Below are 17628 nucleotides of genomic sequence, written 5' to 3'. Positions count from 1 at the left end.
GGAAGCGATGGACCTGCAACTGCAAGGCAAGCGTTGCGTGGTGCTCGGCGGCAGCCGCGGCATCGGCCGGGCGATCTCGCTGGGACTGGCGGCCGAGGGCGCGGATGTGGCGGTGTGCTCGCGCGCGGCCGATCCACGCGGCCGCAACGCGCTCGACGATACCGAAGCCGCGTTGCACGACCACGGCCACCGCGTGCTGGCGCGCCCCTGCGACCTGGGCGATCCGGCGGCCCTGGCCGATTTCCTCGATGCCGTGCGCCAGGCCTTCGGCGGCGTCGACGTACTTGTCCACAACGCCTCGGCGCTGGCGCTGGGGCCATCGGTGGCCGACTTCGAAGCCAGCCTGCGGCTGGACGTGCTGGCTGCCGCGCGCGCCTGCGAGCAGGTGATCCCGTGGATGAAGGCGGCCGGCGGAGGCAGCATCGTGCTGGTGGCCTCGATCTCGGGCCTGGAAGCCAGTCCCGGGCCGGACTTCGGCTACGCCTCGGCCAAGGCCGCGCTGATCGCCTATGCCAAGAAGCTGTCGATCTTCCACGCGCCCGATGGAATCCGCGCCAACGCCATCGCCCCCGGCTCGATCGAGTTCGAAGGCGGCCTGTGGGCACAGGTGCACCGCCAGGATCCGGCGCGCTACGAGGCGGTGCGCTCCACCATCCCCTGGGGGCGGATGGGCACGGTGCAGGAAGTGGCCGACGTGGCGGTGTTCCTCGCCTCGCCGCGCGCACAGTGGGTGACCGGTGCCTGCGTGCCGATCGACGGCGGCCAGCACAAGGGCATGCGCTGAGCCGCGCGACCTCGATGTCGATCCGCAAGCGGCTCGCGCGTCGCCTGCATGCGTCCAACTTCGAGGAAACTGCCATGCCTACCGGCACCGTCCGCCTGCACCGCGTCCTGCGTTGTCCGCCCGAGCGCGTCTATCGCGCCTTCCTCGACCCGGCGGCGATGGCCAAGTGGTTGCCGCCCTGCGGCTTCGCCGCCCGCGTCGACGAGTACGACGCGCGCGTCGGCGGCCGCTTCCGCATGGCGTTCACCAATTTCGGCACCGGCCACGGCCACTCCTTCGGCGGCGAGTACCTCGAACTGGTCGAAAAACCGCACGATCCGCTACGTCGACCGCTTCGACGATCCCGGCCTGCCCGGCGAGATGCACGTCACCGTGCAGCTGGCCGCGGTACCGGGCGGCACCGACCTGCGCATCGCCCGGGAAGGCATCCCCGAGGCGATCCCCGAATCGATGTGCTACCTGGGCTGGCAGGAATCGCTGCGCCAGCTGGCCGACCTGGTCGAGCCTGAGATCCCGGACGGCTGACCCGACCGTGCCGGTGGGCACGGTGCGCGCGGCTCTGCTAGCGTCGGCGTCCTTGGTACGCACCCGGGAACCGCATGACCGCCTTCCGCCTGCCCGTCTTCGTCGCCGCACTGCTGGTGCTGGCCACTGCCTGCCGCCCGGCCGAGGCGCCCGCCTCCGCCGCGGCGCCGGAACCTGCCGCGTCGCCCGCCTCCGCCCCCGTCGGCGCGGTCGCCAGCGGCCGTTATCCGGACCTGTTCGCCGAGGCCGGCTATCCGCGTGCGGAGACCGAGGCGAAGATCCAGGCCGCGTTCGAGCAGCTGTTCCATGGCGATGCGAAGGAGCAGGCGGTCTACTACGAGACCGGCCGCAACGAGCACGGCCCGCTGGCCTACATCCATGACGTCAACAGCGACGACGTGCGCTCCGAAGGCATGTCCTACGGGATGATGATCGCGGTCCAGCTGGACCGGAAGCGCGAGTTCGACGCGATCTGGAACTGGGCCCTGACCCACATGTACCGGGACGATCCGGCGCACCCGTCGCACGGCTACTTCGCCTGGTCGGTGACCACCGGCGGCGAGCCCAACGATGAGATGCCCGCACCGGACGGCGAGGAGTACTTCATCACCGCCCTGCTCTTCGCCGCCGAGCGCTGGGGCAATGGCGAGGGCCGCTACGACTACGCCGCCCAGGCCCGGCGCCTGCTGACCGACGTGCTGCACCGGCAGGAGATCACCGGCGCCACCCGGCACGGGGAGATGACCGCGACCAACCTGTTCGACCACGACGCGAAGATGGTCCGCTTCACCCCGGACATGCGCAACGCCGCGCATACCGACGCGTCGTACCACCTGCCGGCGTTCTACGAGGTCTGGGCGCGGCTGGGCCCGGAGGGCGACCGCGGCTTCTGGCAGGAGGCCGCGCAGACCAGCCGCGATTACTTCGCGAAAGCGGCGCACCCGCAGACCGGGCTGACCCCGGACTACGGCAACTTCGACGGCACGCCCTGGGCGGCGTCGTGGCGACCCGAATCGGCGGACTTCCGCTACGACGCCTGGCGCAGCGCGATGAACTGGTCGGTCGACTGGTCGTGGTGGGCCGCCGATCCGCGCCAGGTGGAGCTGGGCACGCGTCTGCACGGGTTCTTCGCCACGCAGGGCCTGGACGCGTACCAGAGCCTGTACACGCTGGACGGCAAGCCGCTCGGGGGCGGCCAGACCACCGGCCTGGTGGCGACCAATGCGGTCGCCGCGCTGGCCTCCCGGCATCCGCAGCGGCTGGATTTCGTGCGGGCGCTGTGGGAGCGGCCGATTCCCAGCGGCCAGCACCGGTACTACGACGGCATGCTCTACCTGATGGCCCTGCTCCACTGCAGCGGCGACTTCCGCGCCTGGCTGCCGAAGGACACCTCCCTGTAGCGCGGGCCCTGGCCCGCTGCCGGTGCGGCCACGCGGCGCATCGTCCTGCCGCCGCCGGTCAAGCCCAGGCGCCTAGTGCTTCTTCGGCTCCGGCCCGCACTGGCTGCTGTTGTCGCAGCCGCCGCAGGCGGAACCGCCGGCCCCGCCCTTCGAGGGGGGCGCGATGCGCCGCGCCAGCGCGCGCATCCACGCCGGACGGCCGTCGCGCACCAGCGGCGTGGCCAAGGCGATGCGTGCCTTGCGCAGCGGCCCGGGCAGCTGCTTCTTGACGAAGATCCACAGCGCCACCAGCACCACCGCCGCGACGATCACGTACTGCAGGGCGATGGGCAGGTCGAGGGTCATGGCGGCCTCAACCCGCCCCCAGGCGCACGGCGACCTGGTAGGTCAGCATCGAGGCCAGGTAGGCCAGCGCGAACAGGTAGCCGGCCGCGACCGCCATGGTCTTCCACGAGCCGGTCTCGCGCTTGATCGCCGCCCAGGTGGCGATGCACTGCGGCGCGTAGATGAACCAGACGAGCAGGGCCAGGCCGGTGGCCAGCGACCAGCCGTCGGAGATCACCGGGCTCAGCGCCTGCGCGGCGGCCTCGTCGTCGGCGGCCGACAGGGCGTATACGGTGGCCAGCGAGGACACCGCCACTTCGCGCGCGGCCAGGCCGGGGATCAGCGCGATGCAGATCTGCCAGTTGAAGCCCAGCGGCGCGAACACCGCGGTCAGCGCATGGCCGATGCGGCCGGCCAGGCTGTAGTCGATCGCCGGCAGGGTCGCGTCCGGCGGCGGCGCCGGGAAGGTCAGCAGCACCCACAGCAGCACGGTCAGGGCGAAGATGATGCCGCCGACGCGCTTGAGGAAGATCAGCGCGCGTTCCCACAGGCCGATCAGCAGGTCGCGCGGGTTCGGCAGGCGGTACGAGGGCAGTTCCAGCATCAGCGGATGCTCGCCCTTGTCGCGGCGCCACTTCTTCATCACCCACGACACCGCCAGCGCACTGAGGATGCCGGCCATGTACAGGCCGAACAGCACCAGGCCCTGCAGGTTGAACCCGCCCCAGACCTCGCGCGAGGGGATGAAGGCGCCGATCAGCAGCGCGTACACCGGCAGCCGCGCCGAGCAGGTCATCAACGGCGCCACCAGGATCGTGGCCAGGCGGTCGCGCGGGTCCTGGATGCTGCGCGTGGCCATGATCCCGGGGATCGCGCAGGCGAAGGACGACAGCAGCGGGATGAACGAGCGCCCGGACAGGCCGGCGCCGGCCATCATCCGGTCCAGCAGGAACGCCGCGCGCGGCAGGTAGCCGGATTCCTCCAGCGCCAGGATGAAGGCGAACAGCACCAGGATCTGCGGCAGGAACACGATCACCCCGCCGAGGCCGGCGATGATGCCGTCGACCAGCAGGCTGGCCAGCGGACCTTCGGCCATGCGGCTGCCGACCCATTCGCCAAGCGCGGCGGTGCCGGCGTCGATCAGGTCCATCACCGGCGTGGCCCAGGCGTACACCGCCTGGAAGATCAGGAACATCACCACGGCCAGGGTCAGCAGGCCGAAGAACGGATGCAGCAACCAGCGGTCCAGCGCGTCGTCGATCCTGGCGGTGCGCGCCGGCATGGACACGGTGGCGGCCAGCAGGCGGCGGGTTTCGGCATGCAGGTCGGCATCGGCGGGCAGCTGCACGGCCGGCGGATGCGGATTGGCCGCCACCCGGTCGATCAGCTCCAGCAGGGCGCGGGCGCCGTTGCGGCGCACCGCCACGGTCTCCACCACCGGCACGCCCAGTTCGCGCTCCAGACCGGCGCGGTCGATCACGATGCCGCGGCGGGCCGCCGCGTCGCTCATGTTCAGGGCGACGATCATCGGCTTGCCCATCTGCCGCACCTCGAGCACGAAGCGCAGGTGCAGGCGCAGGTTGGTGGCGTCGACCACGCAGACCAGCACGTCCGGGGCCGCCTCGCCCGGGTAGAAGCCGCGGCACAGGTCGCGGGTGATCGCCTCGTCCAGGCTGGCCGGGTTGAGGCTGTAGGCCCCGGGCAGGTCCAGCACCGCGTAGCTGCGGCCGGACGGCGAGACCAGGCGGCCTTCCTTGCGCTCGACGGTGACGCCGGCGTAGTTGGCGACCTTCTGCCGGCTGCCGGTGAGCTGGTTGAACAGCGCGGTCTTGCCGCAGTTCGGGTTGCCCAGCAGGGCCAGGCGCAGCGTTTCGGCCTGGGCGCTCATGCCGCCTCCCCGGTCGCGGGGACCACGCGCACCCGCGCCGCCTCGATCCGGCGCAGCGCGAAGCGGGTGTTGCCGACCTGCACCAGCAGCGGCTCGGCGCCGAACGGGCCGCGGGCCACGACCTGGACCGGCTCGCCGGCGACGAAGCCGAGCTCGCGCAGGCGTCGTGCGACGGGATCGTTGGGCTGGCGGTCCTCCACGGACTCGACGATGACAGGGGTGCGTGGCGGCAGCTCGGACAGCGTCACGATGGATCCGGTATCAAGAACTGTTCTCAATTCTAGCACCGACCACGCGCCGTGGCCGCTCCCCGCGCCGCGCTGCGTCATGGCCGCCACGGGCGCCACGGCTATCATCCGGCGCTGGAATCGGACAGGAATCCCCATGGCGGAACCGCTACTGGTCAAACGCGCCGGGCCCGTGCTGCGCCTGCGCATGAACCGGCCGAACCTGCACAACGCGTTCGACGCCGGGCTGATCGCCAGCCTCACCCGGGCCCTGGAAGCGGCCGCCAGCGACCAGGCGGTGCGGGTGGTGGTGCTGGAAGGCGAAGGCGCCTCCTTCTCCGCCGGCGCCGACCTGCAGTGGATGCGCGGCATGGCCGCCGCCAGCGAACAGGAAAACCGCGAGGACGCCCTCGCCCTGGCCCGGCTGATGCGCACCCTGGACGAGCTGCCCCGCCCCACCCTGGCCCGCGTCCACGGCCCGGCCTTCGGCGGCGGCGTCGGCCTGGTGGCCTGCTGCGACATCGCCATCGGTACCCCGCAGGCCCGCTTCGGCCTGACCGAGAGCCGGCTCGGCCTGCTGCCGGCAGTGATCTCCCCGTACGTGATCGCGGCCATCGGCGCGCGCCAGGCGCGGCGCTGGTTCGCCAGCGCCGAGGCCTTCGACGCGCAGACCGCGCAGCGCCTGGGCCTGCTGCACGAAGTCGTGGAGCCTGGGGCGCTGGACGAAGCCGTGGCCAGGCAGGTCGCCCTGCTGTGCCGCGCCGGTCCGCTCGCCGCCGCCGGCGCCAAGGAACTGGTCCGCCGCGTTGCGCACCACGCCGGCGACACCGCCACCCTCGACGAGGCCAACGCCGCGCTGATCGCGCGCCTGCGCGTCTCGCCGGAAGGCCAGGAAGGCCTCGGCGCCTTCCTCGACAAGCGCGAACCGCGCTGGGCACAGGACTGATCCACTCCATGTTCGAACGCATCCTCATCGCAAACCGCGGCGAGATCGCCTGCCGCGTCATCCGTACCTGCCGCCGGCTGGGCATCGCCACCGTGGCCGTGTATTCCGAAGCCGACGCCGGCGCCCTGCACGTGCGCCTGGCCGACGAGGCCCACTACATCGGCGGCGCCGCGCCCGGCGACAGCTACCTGCGCGGCGAGCGGGTGATCGAGGCGGCGCTGCGCAGCGGCGCCCAGGCCATCCATCCGGGTTACGGCTTCCTCTCCGAGAATGCCGGCTTCGCCGAGGCGGTAGCCGCGGCGGGCCTGGTGTTCATCGGCCCGCCGGCCGCGGCCATGCGCAAGCTGGGCAGCAAGGCCGGGGCCAAGCAGCTGATGGCCGCCGCCGGCGTGCCGGTAGTGCCCGGCTACACCGGCGAGGACCAGGCGCCGGATACGCTGGCCACCGAGGCGGCGCGCACCGGCTTCCCGCTGATGGTCAAGGCCGCCCATGGCGGCGGCGGCAAGGGCATGCGCGTGGTCCACCGCCTGGACGACTTCATGGCCGCGCTGGAGAGCTGCCAGCGCGAGGCGCGTAACGCCTTCGGCAACGACCGCGTGCTGCTGGAACGCTATGTGACCTCGCCGCGCCACATCGAGGTGCAGGTGTTCGGCGACAGCCACGGCAACGTGATCCACCTCAACGAGCGCGAATGCTCGGCGCAGCGCCGCTACCAGAAGGTGCTGGAGGAATCGCCCTCGCCCTTTGTCACCCCGCAGCTGCGCGCGGCCATGGGCGAGGCCGCGGTCGCCGCGGCGCGCGCGATCGGCTACGTCAACGCCGGCACCGTCGAGTTCATCGTCGATGGCGACGGCGGGTTCTACTTCATGGAGATCAACAGCCGCCTGCAGGTCGAGCACCCGGTCACCGAGATGGTCACCGGGCTGGACCTGGTCGAATGGCAGCTGCGCGTGGCCGCCGGCGAGCCCCTGCCGCTGGAGCAGGACGGGATCCCGCGCAATGGCCACGCGATCGAGGTGCGGCTGTACGCCGAGGATCCGGACGCCGGCTTCCTGCCGGCTTCGGGCACCCTGCGCGCGCTGGCGCTGCCGGAAGCCTCCCCGCAGGTCCGCCTGGACGCCGGCGTGGAAGCCGGCGATACGGTGACCGTGCACTACGACCCGATGATCGCCAAGCTCATCGTCCACGACGCCGACCGGCCGCGCGCGCTGTCGCGGTTGCGCGAAGCGCTGGCGCAGTGCCACGTGGCCGGGCCGAAGACCAACCTCGCCTTCCTGGAGGCGCTGGCCCGGCATCCGGCGGTGGTCGAGGGCCGGATCGACACCGGCTACCTGGACCGCCACGTGGACGAGTTCCTCGCTGGCGACCAGGCCGTCCCCGGCGAAGCCCTGGCGGCCGGTGCGGTCGCCCTGCTCCTGCGCGAACAGGGCCGGGAGACCGAGCGCGCCGCCGCCAGCGGCGACCCGACCTCGCCCTGGCACCTGGCCGACGGCTGGCGCCTGCACGGCCGCGCCCCGCGCCGCCTGCGGCTGCAGGCCGGCAGCGCAGTGCACGAGCTGGCGGCGACCGGCCATGGCGGCGACTGGCAGGTCCGCGCTGGCGAGACCGGCCACGAGGTGGCCGGTGCCCGCCTGGCCGGCGACCGCCTGCAATTGCGTATGGACGGACAGGGTCGCCAGTGGGGCTGCCACTTCGACGGGGACACGGTGGAACTGCACGACGGCCAGCGCCGCCTGTCGCTGCGCTGGCTGCCGGCCGAGCGTGGCCGGGATGCCGCAGGCAGCGGCGGCGACGGCCGCGTACTGGCGCCGATGCCGGGCCGGGTGGTGCTGGTGAAGGTGCAGCAGGACCAGGCGGTGGAAGCCGGCGCCGAACTGCTGGTGATGGAGGCGATGAAGATGGAGCTGACGGTGCGTGCCCCGCGCGACGGCGTCATCGCCGAGCTGCGCGCGGCCGCGGGCGATTTCGTCGAGGCCGACGCGGTGCTCGCGGTCGTGGCCGCGGCGGAGGCGTGATGGCCGACTTCGTCCGCATCGTCGAGGTCGGCCCGCGCGACGGGCTGCAGAACGAACCGGCGATGGTCGCCACCGCCGACAAGATCGAGCTGGTCGACCGCCTGTCCGCCACCGGCCTGCGCAGCATCGAGGCCACCAGCTTCGTCAGCCCGAAGTGGGTGCCGCAGCTGGCCGACGCGGCCGAGGTGATGGCCGGGATCCAGCGCCGCCCCGGCGTCAGCTATCCGGTGCTGGTGCCGAACGAACAGGGCTACGAGCGCGCCCGCGCCGCCGGCGCCGACGAAGTGGCGGTGTTCACCGCCGCCTCGGAGTCGTTCAACCGGCGCAACACCAACGCCTCGATCGACGAATCGATCGCCCGCTTCGAGCCGGTGCTGGCGCGCGCCCGCGCCGACGGCGTGCGCGTGCGCGGCTACGTCTCCACCGTGCTCGGCTGCCCCTACCAGGGCGAGGTGCCGCTGGCCGACGTGGTCCGCGTCGCGCGCCGCCTGCACGCGCTGGGCTGCTACGAGATCTCGCTGGGCGACACCATCGGCGTGGGCACCCCGCGCAAGGCGCGGGCGATGCTGCAGGCGGTGGCGGCGGAGGTGCCGATGCAGGCGCTGGCCGTGCACTTCCACGACACCTACGGCCAGGCGCTGGCCAACGTCGCCGCCTGCGTCGAGGCCGGCGTGCGCGTGGCCGACTCGGCGGTGGCCGGCACCGGCGGCTGTCCCTACGCCCGCGGTGCCAGCGGCAATGTTGCCAGCGAGGACCTGGTGTATATGCTGCACGGCATGGGCATCGACACCGGCATCGACCTGGATGCGCTGGCCGACACCGGCCGCTGGCTGGCCTCGCGGCTGGGGCGGCATACCGGCAGCAAGGTCGGGCGGGCCCTGGAAGGCGCATGAACGCCGCCGGCCAGGCCGCTTCCGAGGCCGCGCAGCGCGCGGAGCCGGAGGCGGTTTTGGCCGCGCTCGATGCGGCCCTGGCCGGCCGCACCCTGTCCCCCGACATCCGCGAGCTGCTGCAGCAGGCCCGCGACGCCCTGCACGACGCGCTGGCCGAAGGCGAATCGGCGCGCCTGCGTTACCACGCCCTGTTCGACGCGGTGCCCGACCCGGTCAGCATCCTCAGCGAGACCGGCATCGTGCTGGACCTCAACCGCGCCGGCGTGCGCGCCTACGGCCGGCCGCGCAGCGAAATCGTCGGCCAGCCGATCGAGGTGCTCAACCCGGACCTGCCACCGGACCACCTCAAGCCGGTATGGGAATCGCTCAACCGCGGCGAGACCTACGTCATCGAAGTGACCAACATGCGCGGCGACGGCAGCCGCTTCCCGGTGGAGGTGCACTCGGCCGGGTTCATGCATGGCGGGCGCCGTTGCATCGTCGCGGTGGCGCGCGACCTGTCCGGGCGCTGGCAGGCCGAGTCTCGCTACCGCCTGCTGGTGGAGTCGATCGACAAGGGCGTGCTGCTGCTGGACCGCAACTTCCGCCTGCTGTCGGCGAACCCGGCCGCGCACCGCATCCTCGGCGCCAACCTCGAAAGCGACCTCAACGGGCCGTCGAACGCGCGGCAGTGGGCCATCCTCGACGAGCACGGCCGGGTGCTGCCGGAGTCGGAATGGCCGCCGCAGCGCGCGCTGCGCAGCGGGCAGATCGTGCCTTCCACCACCATCGGCCTGCACCACCTGCCCAGCGACCGCATGGTCTGGATCTCGGCGACCACGGTGCCGGTGTTCTCCTCCGGGCGCGCCGAGGCCGACCACGTGTTCGTGCTGTTCAGCGACATCACCGACCTCAAGCGCGACAACACCCTGTTCGACCGCGCGCAGTCGCTGGCCCACATCGGCGGCTGGGAATGGGACCGCGGCCGCCAGCGCCTGTACCTGACCGACGAGGCGCTGCGCATCGTCGGCCTGGAACCCGGGCGCCACACCATGGACGACCTGCTCGCGCGCCTGCGCGGCGGCGGCCGGTACCGGGTGGAGGCGGCGCTGGAGCGGGTGTTCCTGACCCGCGACGGCTTCGACCTGGAGCTGCAGGGCGTGCGCGGCGACGGCCACGCGTTCTGGATCCGCATGATCGGCGAGGTCGAGCCTGGCAACCACGCCGCCCCGCGCATCACCGGCACCATGCAGGACATCACCGAGCGCAAGCAGGCCGAGGAAACTCTGCGCATCCAGGCGCGCACCGACCCGCTGACCGGCATCCTCAACCGCGACGCCATCCTCGGCGAACTGGACGCGCGCCTGCGCGAGCCGTCCGAGGCCGAGGTGGCGGTGCTGTACATCGACCTGGACCGCTTCAAGACGGTCAACGACGTGCTCGGCCACGGCGCCGGCGACGACCTGCTGGTGCGCACCGGCCAGCGCATCGCCCACGCCATCGGCACCGAGGGCCTGCTGGCGCGCTTCGGCAGCGACGAGTTCCTGGTGCTGTGCGACGGCAGCGAGCGCGAGCAGGTGCCGCGCCTGGCCGAGGCGATCCTGCATGCGCTGTCGGTGCCGTTCCTGTTCGGCGAGGACGAGTTCACGATCAGCGCCAGCATCGGCATCGCCTACGCGCCCGAGCATGGCAGCCGGCCGCAGCAGCTGATCCAGAACGCCGACACGGCGATGTACGACTGCAAGCGGCGCGCGCGCAACGGCTGGCAGGTGTTCACCCCGGACCTGGCGCAGAAGCAGCAGGATCGCCTGCAGATCGAGACCCAGCTGCGCCGGGCGCTGGACAACAACGAGTTCCGCCTGGTCTACCAGCCGCAGGTGAACCTGCGCGACGGCCGGATCGTCGCCAGCGAGGCGCTGATCCGCTGGCAGAGCCACCAGCTGGGCGAGCTGCGTCCGGACCTGTTCATCGGCCATGCCGAGACCACCGGCGACATCGTCCGCATCGGCGACTGGGTGTTGCGCGAGGCCTGCCGGCAGGCGCGCGAGTGGCAGGAACAGGGGCTGGGCGTGGTACGGGTGGCGATCAACGTGTCCTACCGTCAGTTCGTCGGCGAGGACCTGGCGGTGAAGGTCGGCGAGACCCTGCAGGAGTTCGACCTGCCCGGTTCGGCGCTGGAACTGGAGTTCACCGAGCGGGTGCTGATCGAGGACGCGCCGGCGACGCTGCGCATCTTCGCCGAGCTGCGGCGGATGGGCGTGGTTCTGACCATCGACGATTTCGGCGAGGGCTACAGCGCGCTGAACTACCTGCGGCGGCTGCCGATCCACGGGCTCAAGCTGAGCCAGCTGTTCGTCGAGGGCGTGCCTGAGAACCGTTCGGACGTGGCGGTGTGCGAGGCGGTCAGCGCGATCGCGCGCAGCCTGGGCCTGGGTCTGGTCGCCGAGGGCGTGGAACAGGAGGCGCAGCGGCGCTTCCTGCTCGAACTGGGCGTGCCGGTCGGCCAGGGCTTCCTGTTCGCCCCGGGCCTGCCCCCGGACGAGCTGGCAAGGCGGATGGCGCAGCGGCGCTGAGGCGGGCGTGGCTTGAAGCGTCCGCTTGCTGGAGCAACGCTGCGACCGGATGCTTGGAGTGATTGGCTCGCACGGAGCCGCGGCCGCAAGGGGCATGGCGCATCGCGCGGTTCCGCGTCCGCGCTGGCAATGAAGCGGGACGCTGGAAAGGTCTGGCGCGTCGGCACGATCCAATTGTGTGCCTGGATCGCTGCCGCCTGATGGCGTGATCGGCTTCGGACGGAGCCGCGGTAGTGCGGGGGTATCCCGCATCGCGCGGTTCCGCCATCCCTGGCTCCAACGCGCGAGCGCAGGCCATCCATGGCCTGCTTGCCGGATACCCCCCGCACTACCGCGTCTTTCGGCGCTTGGAGGTCGCGGCTCCGTTCTCTTCTTCCCCTCTCCCTTGAGGGCTTTGGGAGCGCAACGCTTCGTAGAGCGGGGCTTGCCCCGCTGCTTTTCGCGTGCACGCTGCCCGGCCGGGAACCCCAGTTCAGCGCGATGGGCCGCCGAGCCGTGAGTCCCAGCTCTCGGTTTCGGCGCGTTCCAGCCGGCGCGCGAATACGTTGCGCCAGGATGGCACCAGCGGCAGCTGCAGCGCCGCTCCCAGCTCGCTCCGGTCCAGCGTGCGCCGGTACAGCAGCTCGCCCAGCCGGGTCAGCGGCCACTCCGGGAACGGACGCTCGAGCAGCACCAGGTCGTCGCCCGCGGCCACCAGACCCGGTCCAAGCACGCGGTAGTACCAGCCGCTGCGGCCGCTGTCCTGGACGCGCCGGGCCATGTCCGGCACGCCGAAACGGTCGGACAGCTTCCAGCACGGCTGGCGACCCTGCGAGACCTCGACCACGGCCGCGCCCAGGCGCAGGCGGTCGCCCAGGCACAGGTCGGCTTCGGTGACGCCGGTGGTGCTGATGTTCTCGCCAAAGGCACCGGGCGCCTCGAGCAGCGGGTGCGCGCCGATCTCGCCACGCCAGTTCGCGTAGTGGTCGCGCGGGTAATGGTGGATGGCCTTGTCGGGACCGCCGTGGACGCGGCGGTCGCCCTGCTCGTCGCCCTCGAGGCCTTCGGGGCCGACGGCTACCGGTCCGGCGACGGGTCGCTTGGCGATCGCACTGCGGCTGCCGGGCCGGGTGTAATCCACCGCCCGGCCAGCCAGCACCGCCTCGATGCGGGCCAGTGGGCGCGGGGTCACCGCGCCTCCCGGGCAGGCGGCGCCCCGCCGGTTTCCTGGCGTCGCGCCGCCCTCATCGAGCGGTCAGGCCGCGGCTGGCAGCGCCGCGATCTCGGCCTTGAGCAGCTCGCCGAGGATCTTCACGCCGGCGTCGATCTTCTCGCCCGGCACGGTCACGAACGACAGGCGCAGGGTGTTGCTCTGCGGATCCACCGCGTAGAACGGCGCGCCCGGCACGAAGGCCACGTTGCGCTCGATCGCCTTGGCCAGCAGCTTGCCGCTGTCCAGGCCCCTGGGCAGGTTGACCCAGATGAACATGCCGCCTTCCGGGCGGTTCCAGGTCACTTCTGCCGGGAACTCGCGCTGCAGCGCCTCCAGCATGCGCTGGCACTGCGCCGCGTACAGGGTGCGGATCTGCGGGATGTGCTGGTCGATGAAGCCGTCCTGCACCGCCTCGTAGACGATGCGCTGCGAGAACGACGGGGTGTGCAGGTCGGCGGCCTGCTTGGCCTGGACCATCTTCGCGTGCACCTCTTCCGGGGCGACCACATAGCCCAGGCGCAGGCCCGGGGCCAGCACCTTGGAGAACGAGCCCATGTAGATCACGCCGTCCGGGTTCATCGACAGCAGGCTCGGCAGCGCCTCGCCACCGTAGGACAGCTCGCCGTACGGATCGTCCTCGACCACCGGCACGCCGGCCCTCGCGGCCAGCTCGACCAGGGCCTTGCGGCGTTCCAGCGGCATGCGCCGGCCGGTCGGATTCTGGAAGTTCGGCAGGCAGTACAGGAAGCGCGCGCCGCCCAGCTGCTCCGGCGAGATCGCGTCGGTGACGATGCCCTGCCCGTCGCTGGGCAGCGAGGCGAACTGCGGCGCGAACAGCGAGAACGCCTGCAGCGCGCCGAGGTAGCTGGGGGTTTCCACCAGCACCTTGCTGCCTTCGTCGATCAGCACCTTGCCCAGCAGGTCCAGGCCCTGCTGCGAACCGGTGGTGATCAGCACCCGCGAGGCCGGGATCCGCGCGCCGCCGCGGCTGAGGCGTTCGGCGATCCACTCGCGCAAGGGGGTAAAGCCCTCGGTCGGGCCGTACTGCAGCGCCGCCTGCGGCGCCTCGCGCAGCACCTTCTCCGTCGCCTCGCGCATGCGCTCGACCGGGAAGGTGGCCGGGGACGGCAGCCCGCCGGCGAAGGAGATGACCTCGGGACGCTCGGTAACCTTCAGGATCTCGCGGATGGCCGAGCTGGTGAGCGCCTGGGCGCGACGGGACAGGGTGTATTGGGTAGTCATGGCTCCATTGTAGCCGCCCGCGCCGCCCTGCACGGAACCTTCACGGGCCGGCAACCGCTGCTTAAGGAACGGCCCGAATAATGGAAGCCTGCGCCCGCAAGGGGCGCCCCCTCACAGGAGGCCCCATGTCATTCCGCCAGTTCCCCGCCACCGGCAACGACGGCAACGCCTACATCATCCTGGAATTCCACGACGAGCACGGCGGTCCGGACGGCAAGCCGGCGCTGCGCTACGAGCTGTCCGACGGCCAGCGCCTGGTGCGCAAGGACAACCGCTTCGCCGTGGCCGACGGCACCCTGGTGCTGACCGCCGACTGAGCCTTCAGGGGCGTTCCAGCACCCGCCCCACCCCGCTGCGGTCGATCTCCTCGGCGGCCGCGCGCAGGCGGGCCACGTCCGCGCCGGCGTCGAAGCCGATGCGGAAATGCACCTCGCCGGCCGGGGTACGCGAGGAATGGATCGAGGACAGGCTGATCCCCCGCGCCTCGAACACGGCCAGCAGCGCGCGCAGCGAGCCGGCCCGGTCCTCGGGCAGGTGCACGCTCAGGCGCCGGGTCTCGGTGAGGTCGGCCAGCAGGTAGCCGACGCGCTCGAAGGTGTAGCTGCCCTCGGCGGTTGCCGTCTCGCCCCAGGCCTCGCGGTTGGCGTCGAGGAAGTGGCGGCGGAACTCGGCGCGGGCGCCTTCGTCGCCACGCGACACCAGCGCCCGCATGCGCTCGATCTCCTCGCCCAGCCGCGCCAGCGCCTCGCCGGCGTGCGGGTTGCCGAACTGGATGTCCTCGTAGATCTCCGGGTTCAGCGCCAGGATCCGTGCGATCACCGCCGCGTCCATCTCGAAGGCCACCGAACGGAACGGCATCAGCGCCGCCGGCCCGCCCAGTTCCGCGGCCAGGCCCCGCAGCGCGCCGGCCTGGCCCAGGTGCGCGGCATGCACCATCGCCTGCACCGCCGCCATGACCCGGTCGTGGTGGGCGGGCGTGGTGCGCACGTATTCGCCCTGCAGCGCGTCCAGCAGGTGCTGCAGCCAGGGCCGCCACGCATCCAGGCGCGCCTCGCAGACCACCACCACCCTGCCCTTCAGGGTCGGCGTCTTCAGCGGCGCCGTCATCGGGTGCAGGCCGACGACCTCGGCCTGCGAGGCCAGCATCGCCTCCACCGGCGCCTGTTTGAGCGAGGTGATGTCCAGCCACAGCCGGCCGCGTTCGCGCCCGGCCGAACGCGCCGCGTAGTCGGCGATCAATGCGGGGGTGTGACGGATCGGCGCGGCGAACACCAGCACCTCGGCCTCGTCGAGCAGCCGCTCCGACGGATCGCTTTGCGGATCGGCCGGATCGTGGCCGAGCACGCGCAGGCCCATGCATTCCTCGAAGAAGCGGCGCAGCCAGACGCCATAGGCGCCGGCGCTGCCGACCACGCCGATAACTGGCGCGCCCGGCGGCCGCACCGGGGTTGCGCTCACAGCGCCTCCGCCGGGAAACGCGGTGCGCCGTCCGCAAGCGCGGCGGCCGGCGCGGCCAGCACGTCCAGTTCTTCCCAGCCGTGGGCCAGGGTCGATTCCAGGGTGGCGTGGCAGCCGGCGAGCGCCCGTTCGGCGGCCCGCACCGGAGAGTCGCCGCGCAGCAGGAAGGTGGCCATCAGCGCCGAGAGCACGTCGCCGGTGCCGGCCACGTCCACGTCCAGGCGCGGCGAATGCAGGCGCCACGCACCTTCGCGGCCGACCAGCAATGTCACCAGCCCGTCGCCCTCGCCGGCGACGCTGTGCGCCAGCACCCATTCCGGGCCGCGGTCGAGCAGCGCGCGGGCCGCGCGCAGCGCATCCGGCTCGTGCAGCGCGGGCATGCCGGCCAGGCGCCCGAGTTCGAAGGCGTTGGGCGTGACCATCCACGCCAGCGGCAGCAGCCGTTCGACGAACACCTTCTCCAGTCCCGGTTCGACATAGGGGCCGGTGTGGGTGTCGCCGATCACCGGATCGAGCAGGTAGCGCGGCGCGGCGCCGGCGGCGTGGTGGCGTTCGAGCCACCCGGCGAAGACCTCGCCGTTGGCGACGCTGCCGAAATAGCCCGACAGCAGCATCGGCACGCGCGCGGTGACGTCGCGCTCGTCCAGGCCGCGCAGCAGGTCGGCGACCCAGTCGGAGGGCAGCACGCGGCCGCGCAGGGTCGCGTAGAAAGGCGTGTTGCTGAACAGCGTGGTCGGCACCTCGACCACGCGCACGCCAAGCATGCGCAGCACCGGCACCGCCGAACTGTTGCCGGCATGGCCGTAGGCCAGCTGCGACTGCACCGAGACCAGGTCCACCGGCAGCGGTCCCTGCGGGCGGTTGCGGCGTTCGTGGACCAGGTGGCTTTCCAGTGCGTCGCTCATGCGGTGGGTGCTGCGGGGAAACGCCACATGCTAACGCGCCGCCCGGTGGGCGGCGCGCAGCGTTTCAGGTGCAACGGAACCATGCCGGTTCCGGCGCATTTCCCGCGGAATCCCGCAGGAACGCGCGGCGCGGATGTCAGGACGAGGTCATCCGGTCCCAGAACGACTTGACCCCGTCGAGGAAGGTGGCCGAACGCGGCGAATGCCGGCGGCCCTCCTCGCCGGTGAAGGTGGCCTCGAACTTCTCCAGCAGCTCGCGCTGCTCGGCGGTGAGGTTGACCGGGGTCTCGACCACGACGCGGCAGTACAGGTCGCCCGGCGCGCGGCTGCGCACCGAACGGACGCCCTTGCCGCGCAGGCGGAAGACCTTGCCGGTCTGGGTCTCGGCGGGGATGCGGATCTCCGCCTCGCCGTCGAGCGTGGGCACGTTGACCACGTCGCCCAGCGCCGCCTGGGAGATGCGGATCGGCACCTCGCAGTGCAGGTCGTCGCCGTCGCGGCGGAAGATCGCGTGCTCGCGCACGCGCACTTCCACGTACAGATCGCCCGGCGGGGTTCCCGGCGGGCCGGCCTCGCCCTCGCCCTGCAGGCGGATGCGGTCGCCGCTGTCCACGCCGGCGGGGATCTTCACCGACAGGATCTTCTCGTCCTCGATGCGGCCGGCGCCGTGGCAGTGCTTGCACGGGTTGCTGATCGACTGGCCGCGGCCGCCACAATCCGGGCAGGTCTGCTGCATGGTGAAGATGCCGCGCTGGAAGCGGACCTGGCCGCGCCCGAGGCAGGTGCCGCAGGTGTCGATCTTGCCGTCCTCCGAACCGCTGCCGCGGCAGTGGTGGCATTCGGCGAGCGTCGGAATCTCGATGCGCTTCTCGATGCCGGCGACGGCCTCCTCCAGGTCCAGCTCCATCACGTAGCCGATGTCGGCGCCGCGGCGTGCGGCGCGCTGCCCGGCGCCGCCGAAGATGGTCCCGAAGATGTCGCCGAAGATGTCGCCCATGTCCGGGGCCGGGCCGCCACCGCCCATGCCGTGTTCGAACGCGACGTGGCCGTGCGCGTCGTAGGCACGGCGCCGGGCCGGGTCCGACAGGACCTCGTAGGCCTCCTTGCACTCCTTGAACAGGGCCTCGGCCTGGGCATCGCCCGGGTTGCGGTCCGGATGGTGCTTCATCGCGCAGCGGCGGTAAGCCTTCTTCAGCTCCTCGTCGCTGGCGGTGCGGGACACGCCGAGGACTTCGTAGTAGTCGCGTTTCATTGGAGGCCGGGATTCGTGATTCGTT

At 72.0% G+C, this 17628-nt stretch carries 15 protein-coding genes and 1 pseudogene; 8 read left to right on the top strand and 8 right to left on the bottom strand.

What is annotated here, in order from left to right; translation table 11 throughout:
• Positions 1-7: 7 nt before the first annotated feature.
• The 3 genes and pseudogenes from PSEJ35_RS0110580 (at position 8) to PSEJ35_RS0110570 (ending at position 2709) form a co-directional block, all read left to right on the top strand.
• Positions 8-784, top strand: coding sequence for an SDR family NAD(P)-dependent oxidoreductase (locus PSEJ35_RS0110580; RefSeq protein ID WP_028917766.1), 777 nt, complete (start codon positions 8-10; stop codon positions 782-784).
• Positions 785-858: 74 nt separating this feature from the next.
• A pseudogene (locus tag PSEJ35_RS16020) lies at positions 859-1309 on the top strand (SRPBCC family protein).
• Between the two features lie 74 nt (positions 1310-1383).
• Positions 1384-2709 carry a glycosyl hydrolase family 8 gene (locus PSEJ35_RS0110570; protein ID WP_028917765.1) on the top strand — a complete coding sequence of 442 codons (1326 nt, stop codon included), beginning with the start codon at positions 1384-1386 and terminating at the stop codon, positions 2707-2709.
• A gap of 72 nt (positions 2710-2781) precedes the next feature.
• On the opposite strand, the gene PSEJ35_RS0110565 is transcribed toward PSEJ35_RS0110570, so the two are convergent.
• The 3 genes from PSEJ35_RS0110565 to PSEJ35_RS0110555 are packed head-to-tail and all read right to left on the bottom strand — an operon-like array spanning position 2782 to position 5169.
• On the bottom strand, positions 2782-3054 hold the full coding sequence (locus PSEJ35_RS0110565) for a DUF6587 family protein (RefSeq protein WP_037083054.1): 273 nt from the start codon (positions 3052-3054) through the stop codon (positions 2782-2784).
• Positions 3055-3061: 7 nt separating this feature from the next.
• Positions 3062-4921, bottom strand: a complete 1860-nt coding sequence (locus tag PSEJ35_RS0110560) for a ferrous iron transporter B (protein WP_028917763.1) — start codon at positions 4919-4921, stop codon at positions 3062-3064.
• Positions 4918-5169 (bottom strand): FeoA family protein, encoded by a 252-nt coding sequence (locus PSEJ35_RS0110555; RefSeq protein WP_028917762.1) that lies wholly within the window; start codon positions 5167-5169, stop codon positions 4918-4920. Before PSEJ35_RS0110555 ends, PSEJ35_RS0110560 begins: the two co-directional genes overlap by 4 nt.
• A 136-nt stretch (positions 5170-5305) precedes the next feature.
• On the opposite strand from PSEJ35_RS0110555, the gene PSEJ35_RS0110550 reads away from it, so the two are divergent.
• The 4 genes from PSEJ35_RS0110550 to PSEJ35_RS16690 are packed head-to-tail and all read left to right on the top strand — an operon-like array spanning position 5306 to position 11554.
• Complete coding sequence (locus PSEJ35_RS0110550; RefSeq protein ID WP_028917761.1) at positions 5306-6094, top strand: enoyl-CoA hydratase-related protein; 789 nt, start codon at positions 5306-5308, stop codon at positions 6092-6094.
• Positions 6095-6102: 8 nt separating this feature from the next.
• A complete protein-coding gene (locus PSEJ35_RS0110545; protein WP_028917760.1) occupies positions 6103-8109 on the top strand; it encodes a biotin carboxylase N-terminal domain-containing protein in 2007 nt (668 codons plus the stop codon).
• The gene (locus PSEJ35_RS0110540; protein WP_028917759.1) at positions 8109-9002 is read left to right on the top strand and encodes a hydroxymethylglutaryl-CoA lyase; all 894 of its coding nucleotides are present in this window, start codon (positions 8109-8111) and stop codon (positions 9000-9002) included. The genes PSEJ35_RS0110545 and PSEJ35_RS0110540 overlap by 1 nt, the downstream gene beginning before the upstream one ends.
• The gene (locus PSEJ35_RS16690; RefSeq protein WP_051412645.1) at positions 8999-11554 is read left to right on the top strand and encodes an EAL domain-containing protein; all 2556 of its coding nucleotides are present in this window, start codon (positions 8999-9001) and stop codon (positions 11552-11554) included. Before PSEJ35_RS0110540 ends, PSEJ35_RS16690 begins: the two co-directional genes overlap by 4 nt.
• Positions 11555-12026: 472 nt before the next feature.
• Here PSEJ35_RS16690 and PSEJ35_RS0110530 read toward each other — a convergent pair whose 3' ends face one another.
• Both PSEJ35_RS0110530 and PSEJ35_RS0110525 read right to left on the bottom strand, forming a co-directional pair.
• Entirely contained in the window at positions 12027-12725 is a 699-nt protein-coding gene (locus tag PSEJ35_RS0110530) for an MOSC domain-containing protein (protein ID WP_028917758.1), read from the bottom strand.
• Positions 12726-12788: 63 nt separating this feature from the next.
• The gene (locus PSEJ35_RS0110525; RefSeq protein WP_028917757.1) at positions 12789-13988 is read right to left on the bottom strand and encodes a PLP-dependent aminotransferase family protein; all 1200 of its coding nucleotides are present in this window, start codon (positions 13986-13988) and stop codon (positions 12789-12791) included.
• A gap of 125 nt (positions 13989-14113) precedes the next feature.
• On the opposite strand from PSEJ35_RS0110525, the gene PSEJ35_RS0110520 reads away from it, so the two are divergent.
• The gene (locus PSEJ35_RS0110520; protein ID WP_028917756.1) at positions 14114-14305 is read left to right on the top strand and encodes a hypothetical protein; all 192 of its coding nucleotides are present in this window, start codon (positions 14114-14116) and stop codon (positions 14303-14305) included.
• A 4-nt stretch (positions 14306-14309) separates the two neighbouring features.
• On the opposite strand, the gene PSEJ35_RS0110515 is transcribed toward PSEJ35_RS0110520, so the two are convergent.
• From PSEJ35_RS0110515 to dnaJ, 3 genes are all read right to left on the bottom strand, one after another.
• Positions 14310-15446, bottom strand: a complete 1137-nt coding sequence (locus PSEJ35_RS0110515; RefSeq protein ID WP_232207633.1) for a prephenate dehydrogenase — start codon at positions 15444-15446, stop codon at positions 14310-14312.
• The gene (gene pdxY, locus PSEJ35_RS0110510) at positions 15443-16351 is read right to left on the bottom strand and encodes a pyridoxal kinase (protein WP_028917754.1); all 909 of its coding nucleotides are present in this window, start codon (positions 16349-16351) and stop codon (positions 15443-15445) included. Before pdxY ends, PSEJ35_RS0110515 begins: the two co-directional genes overlap by 4 nt.
• Positions 16352-16487: 136 nt before the next feature.
• On the bottom strand, positions 16488-17603 hold the full coding sequence (gene dnaJ, locus PSEJ35_RS0110505; protein ID WP_028917753.1) for a molecular chaperone DnaJ: 1116 nt from the start codon (positions 17601-17603) through the stop codon (positions 16488-16490).
• Positions 17604-17628 lie beyond the last annotated feature (25 nt).

The sequence above is a fragment of the Pseudoxanthomonas sp. J35 genome (genome assembly GCF_000513995.1).
Classification (GTDB): domain Bacteria; phylum Pseudomonadota; class Gammaproteobacteria; order Xanthomonadales; family Xanthomonadaceae; genus Pseudoxanthomonas.
Note: the sequence above shows the minus strand (reverse complement) of the source record. Positions and strands in the feature narration are given on the sequence as shown.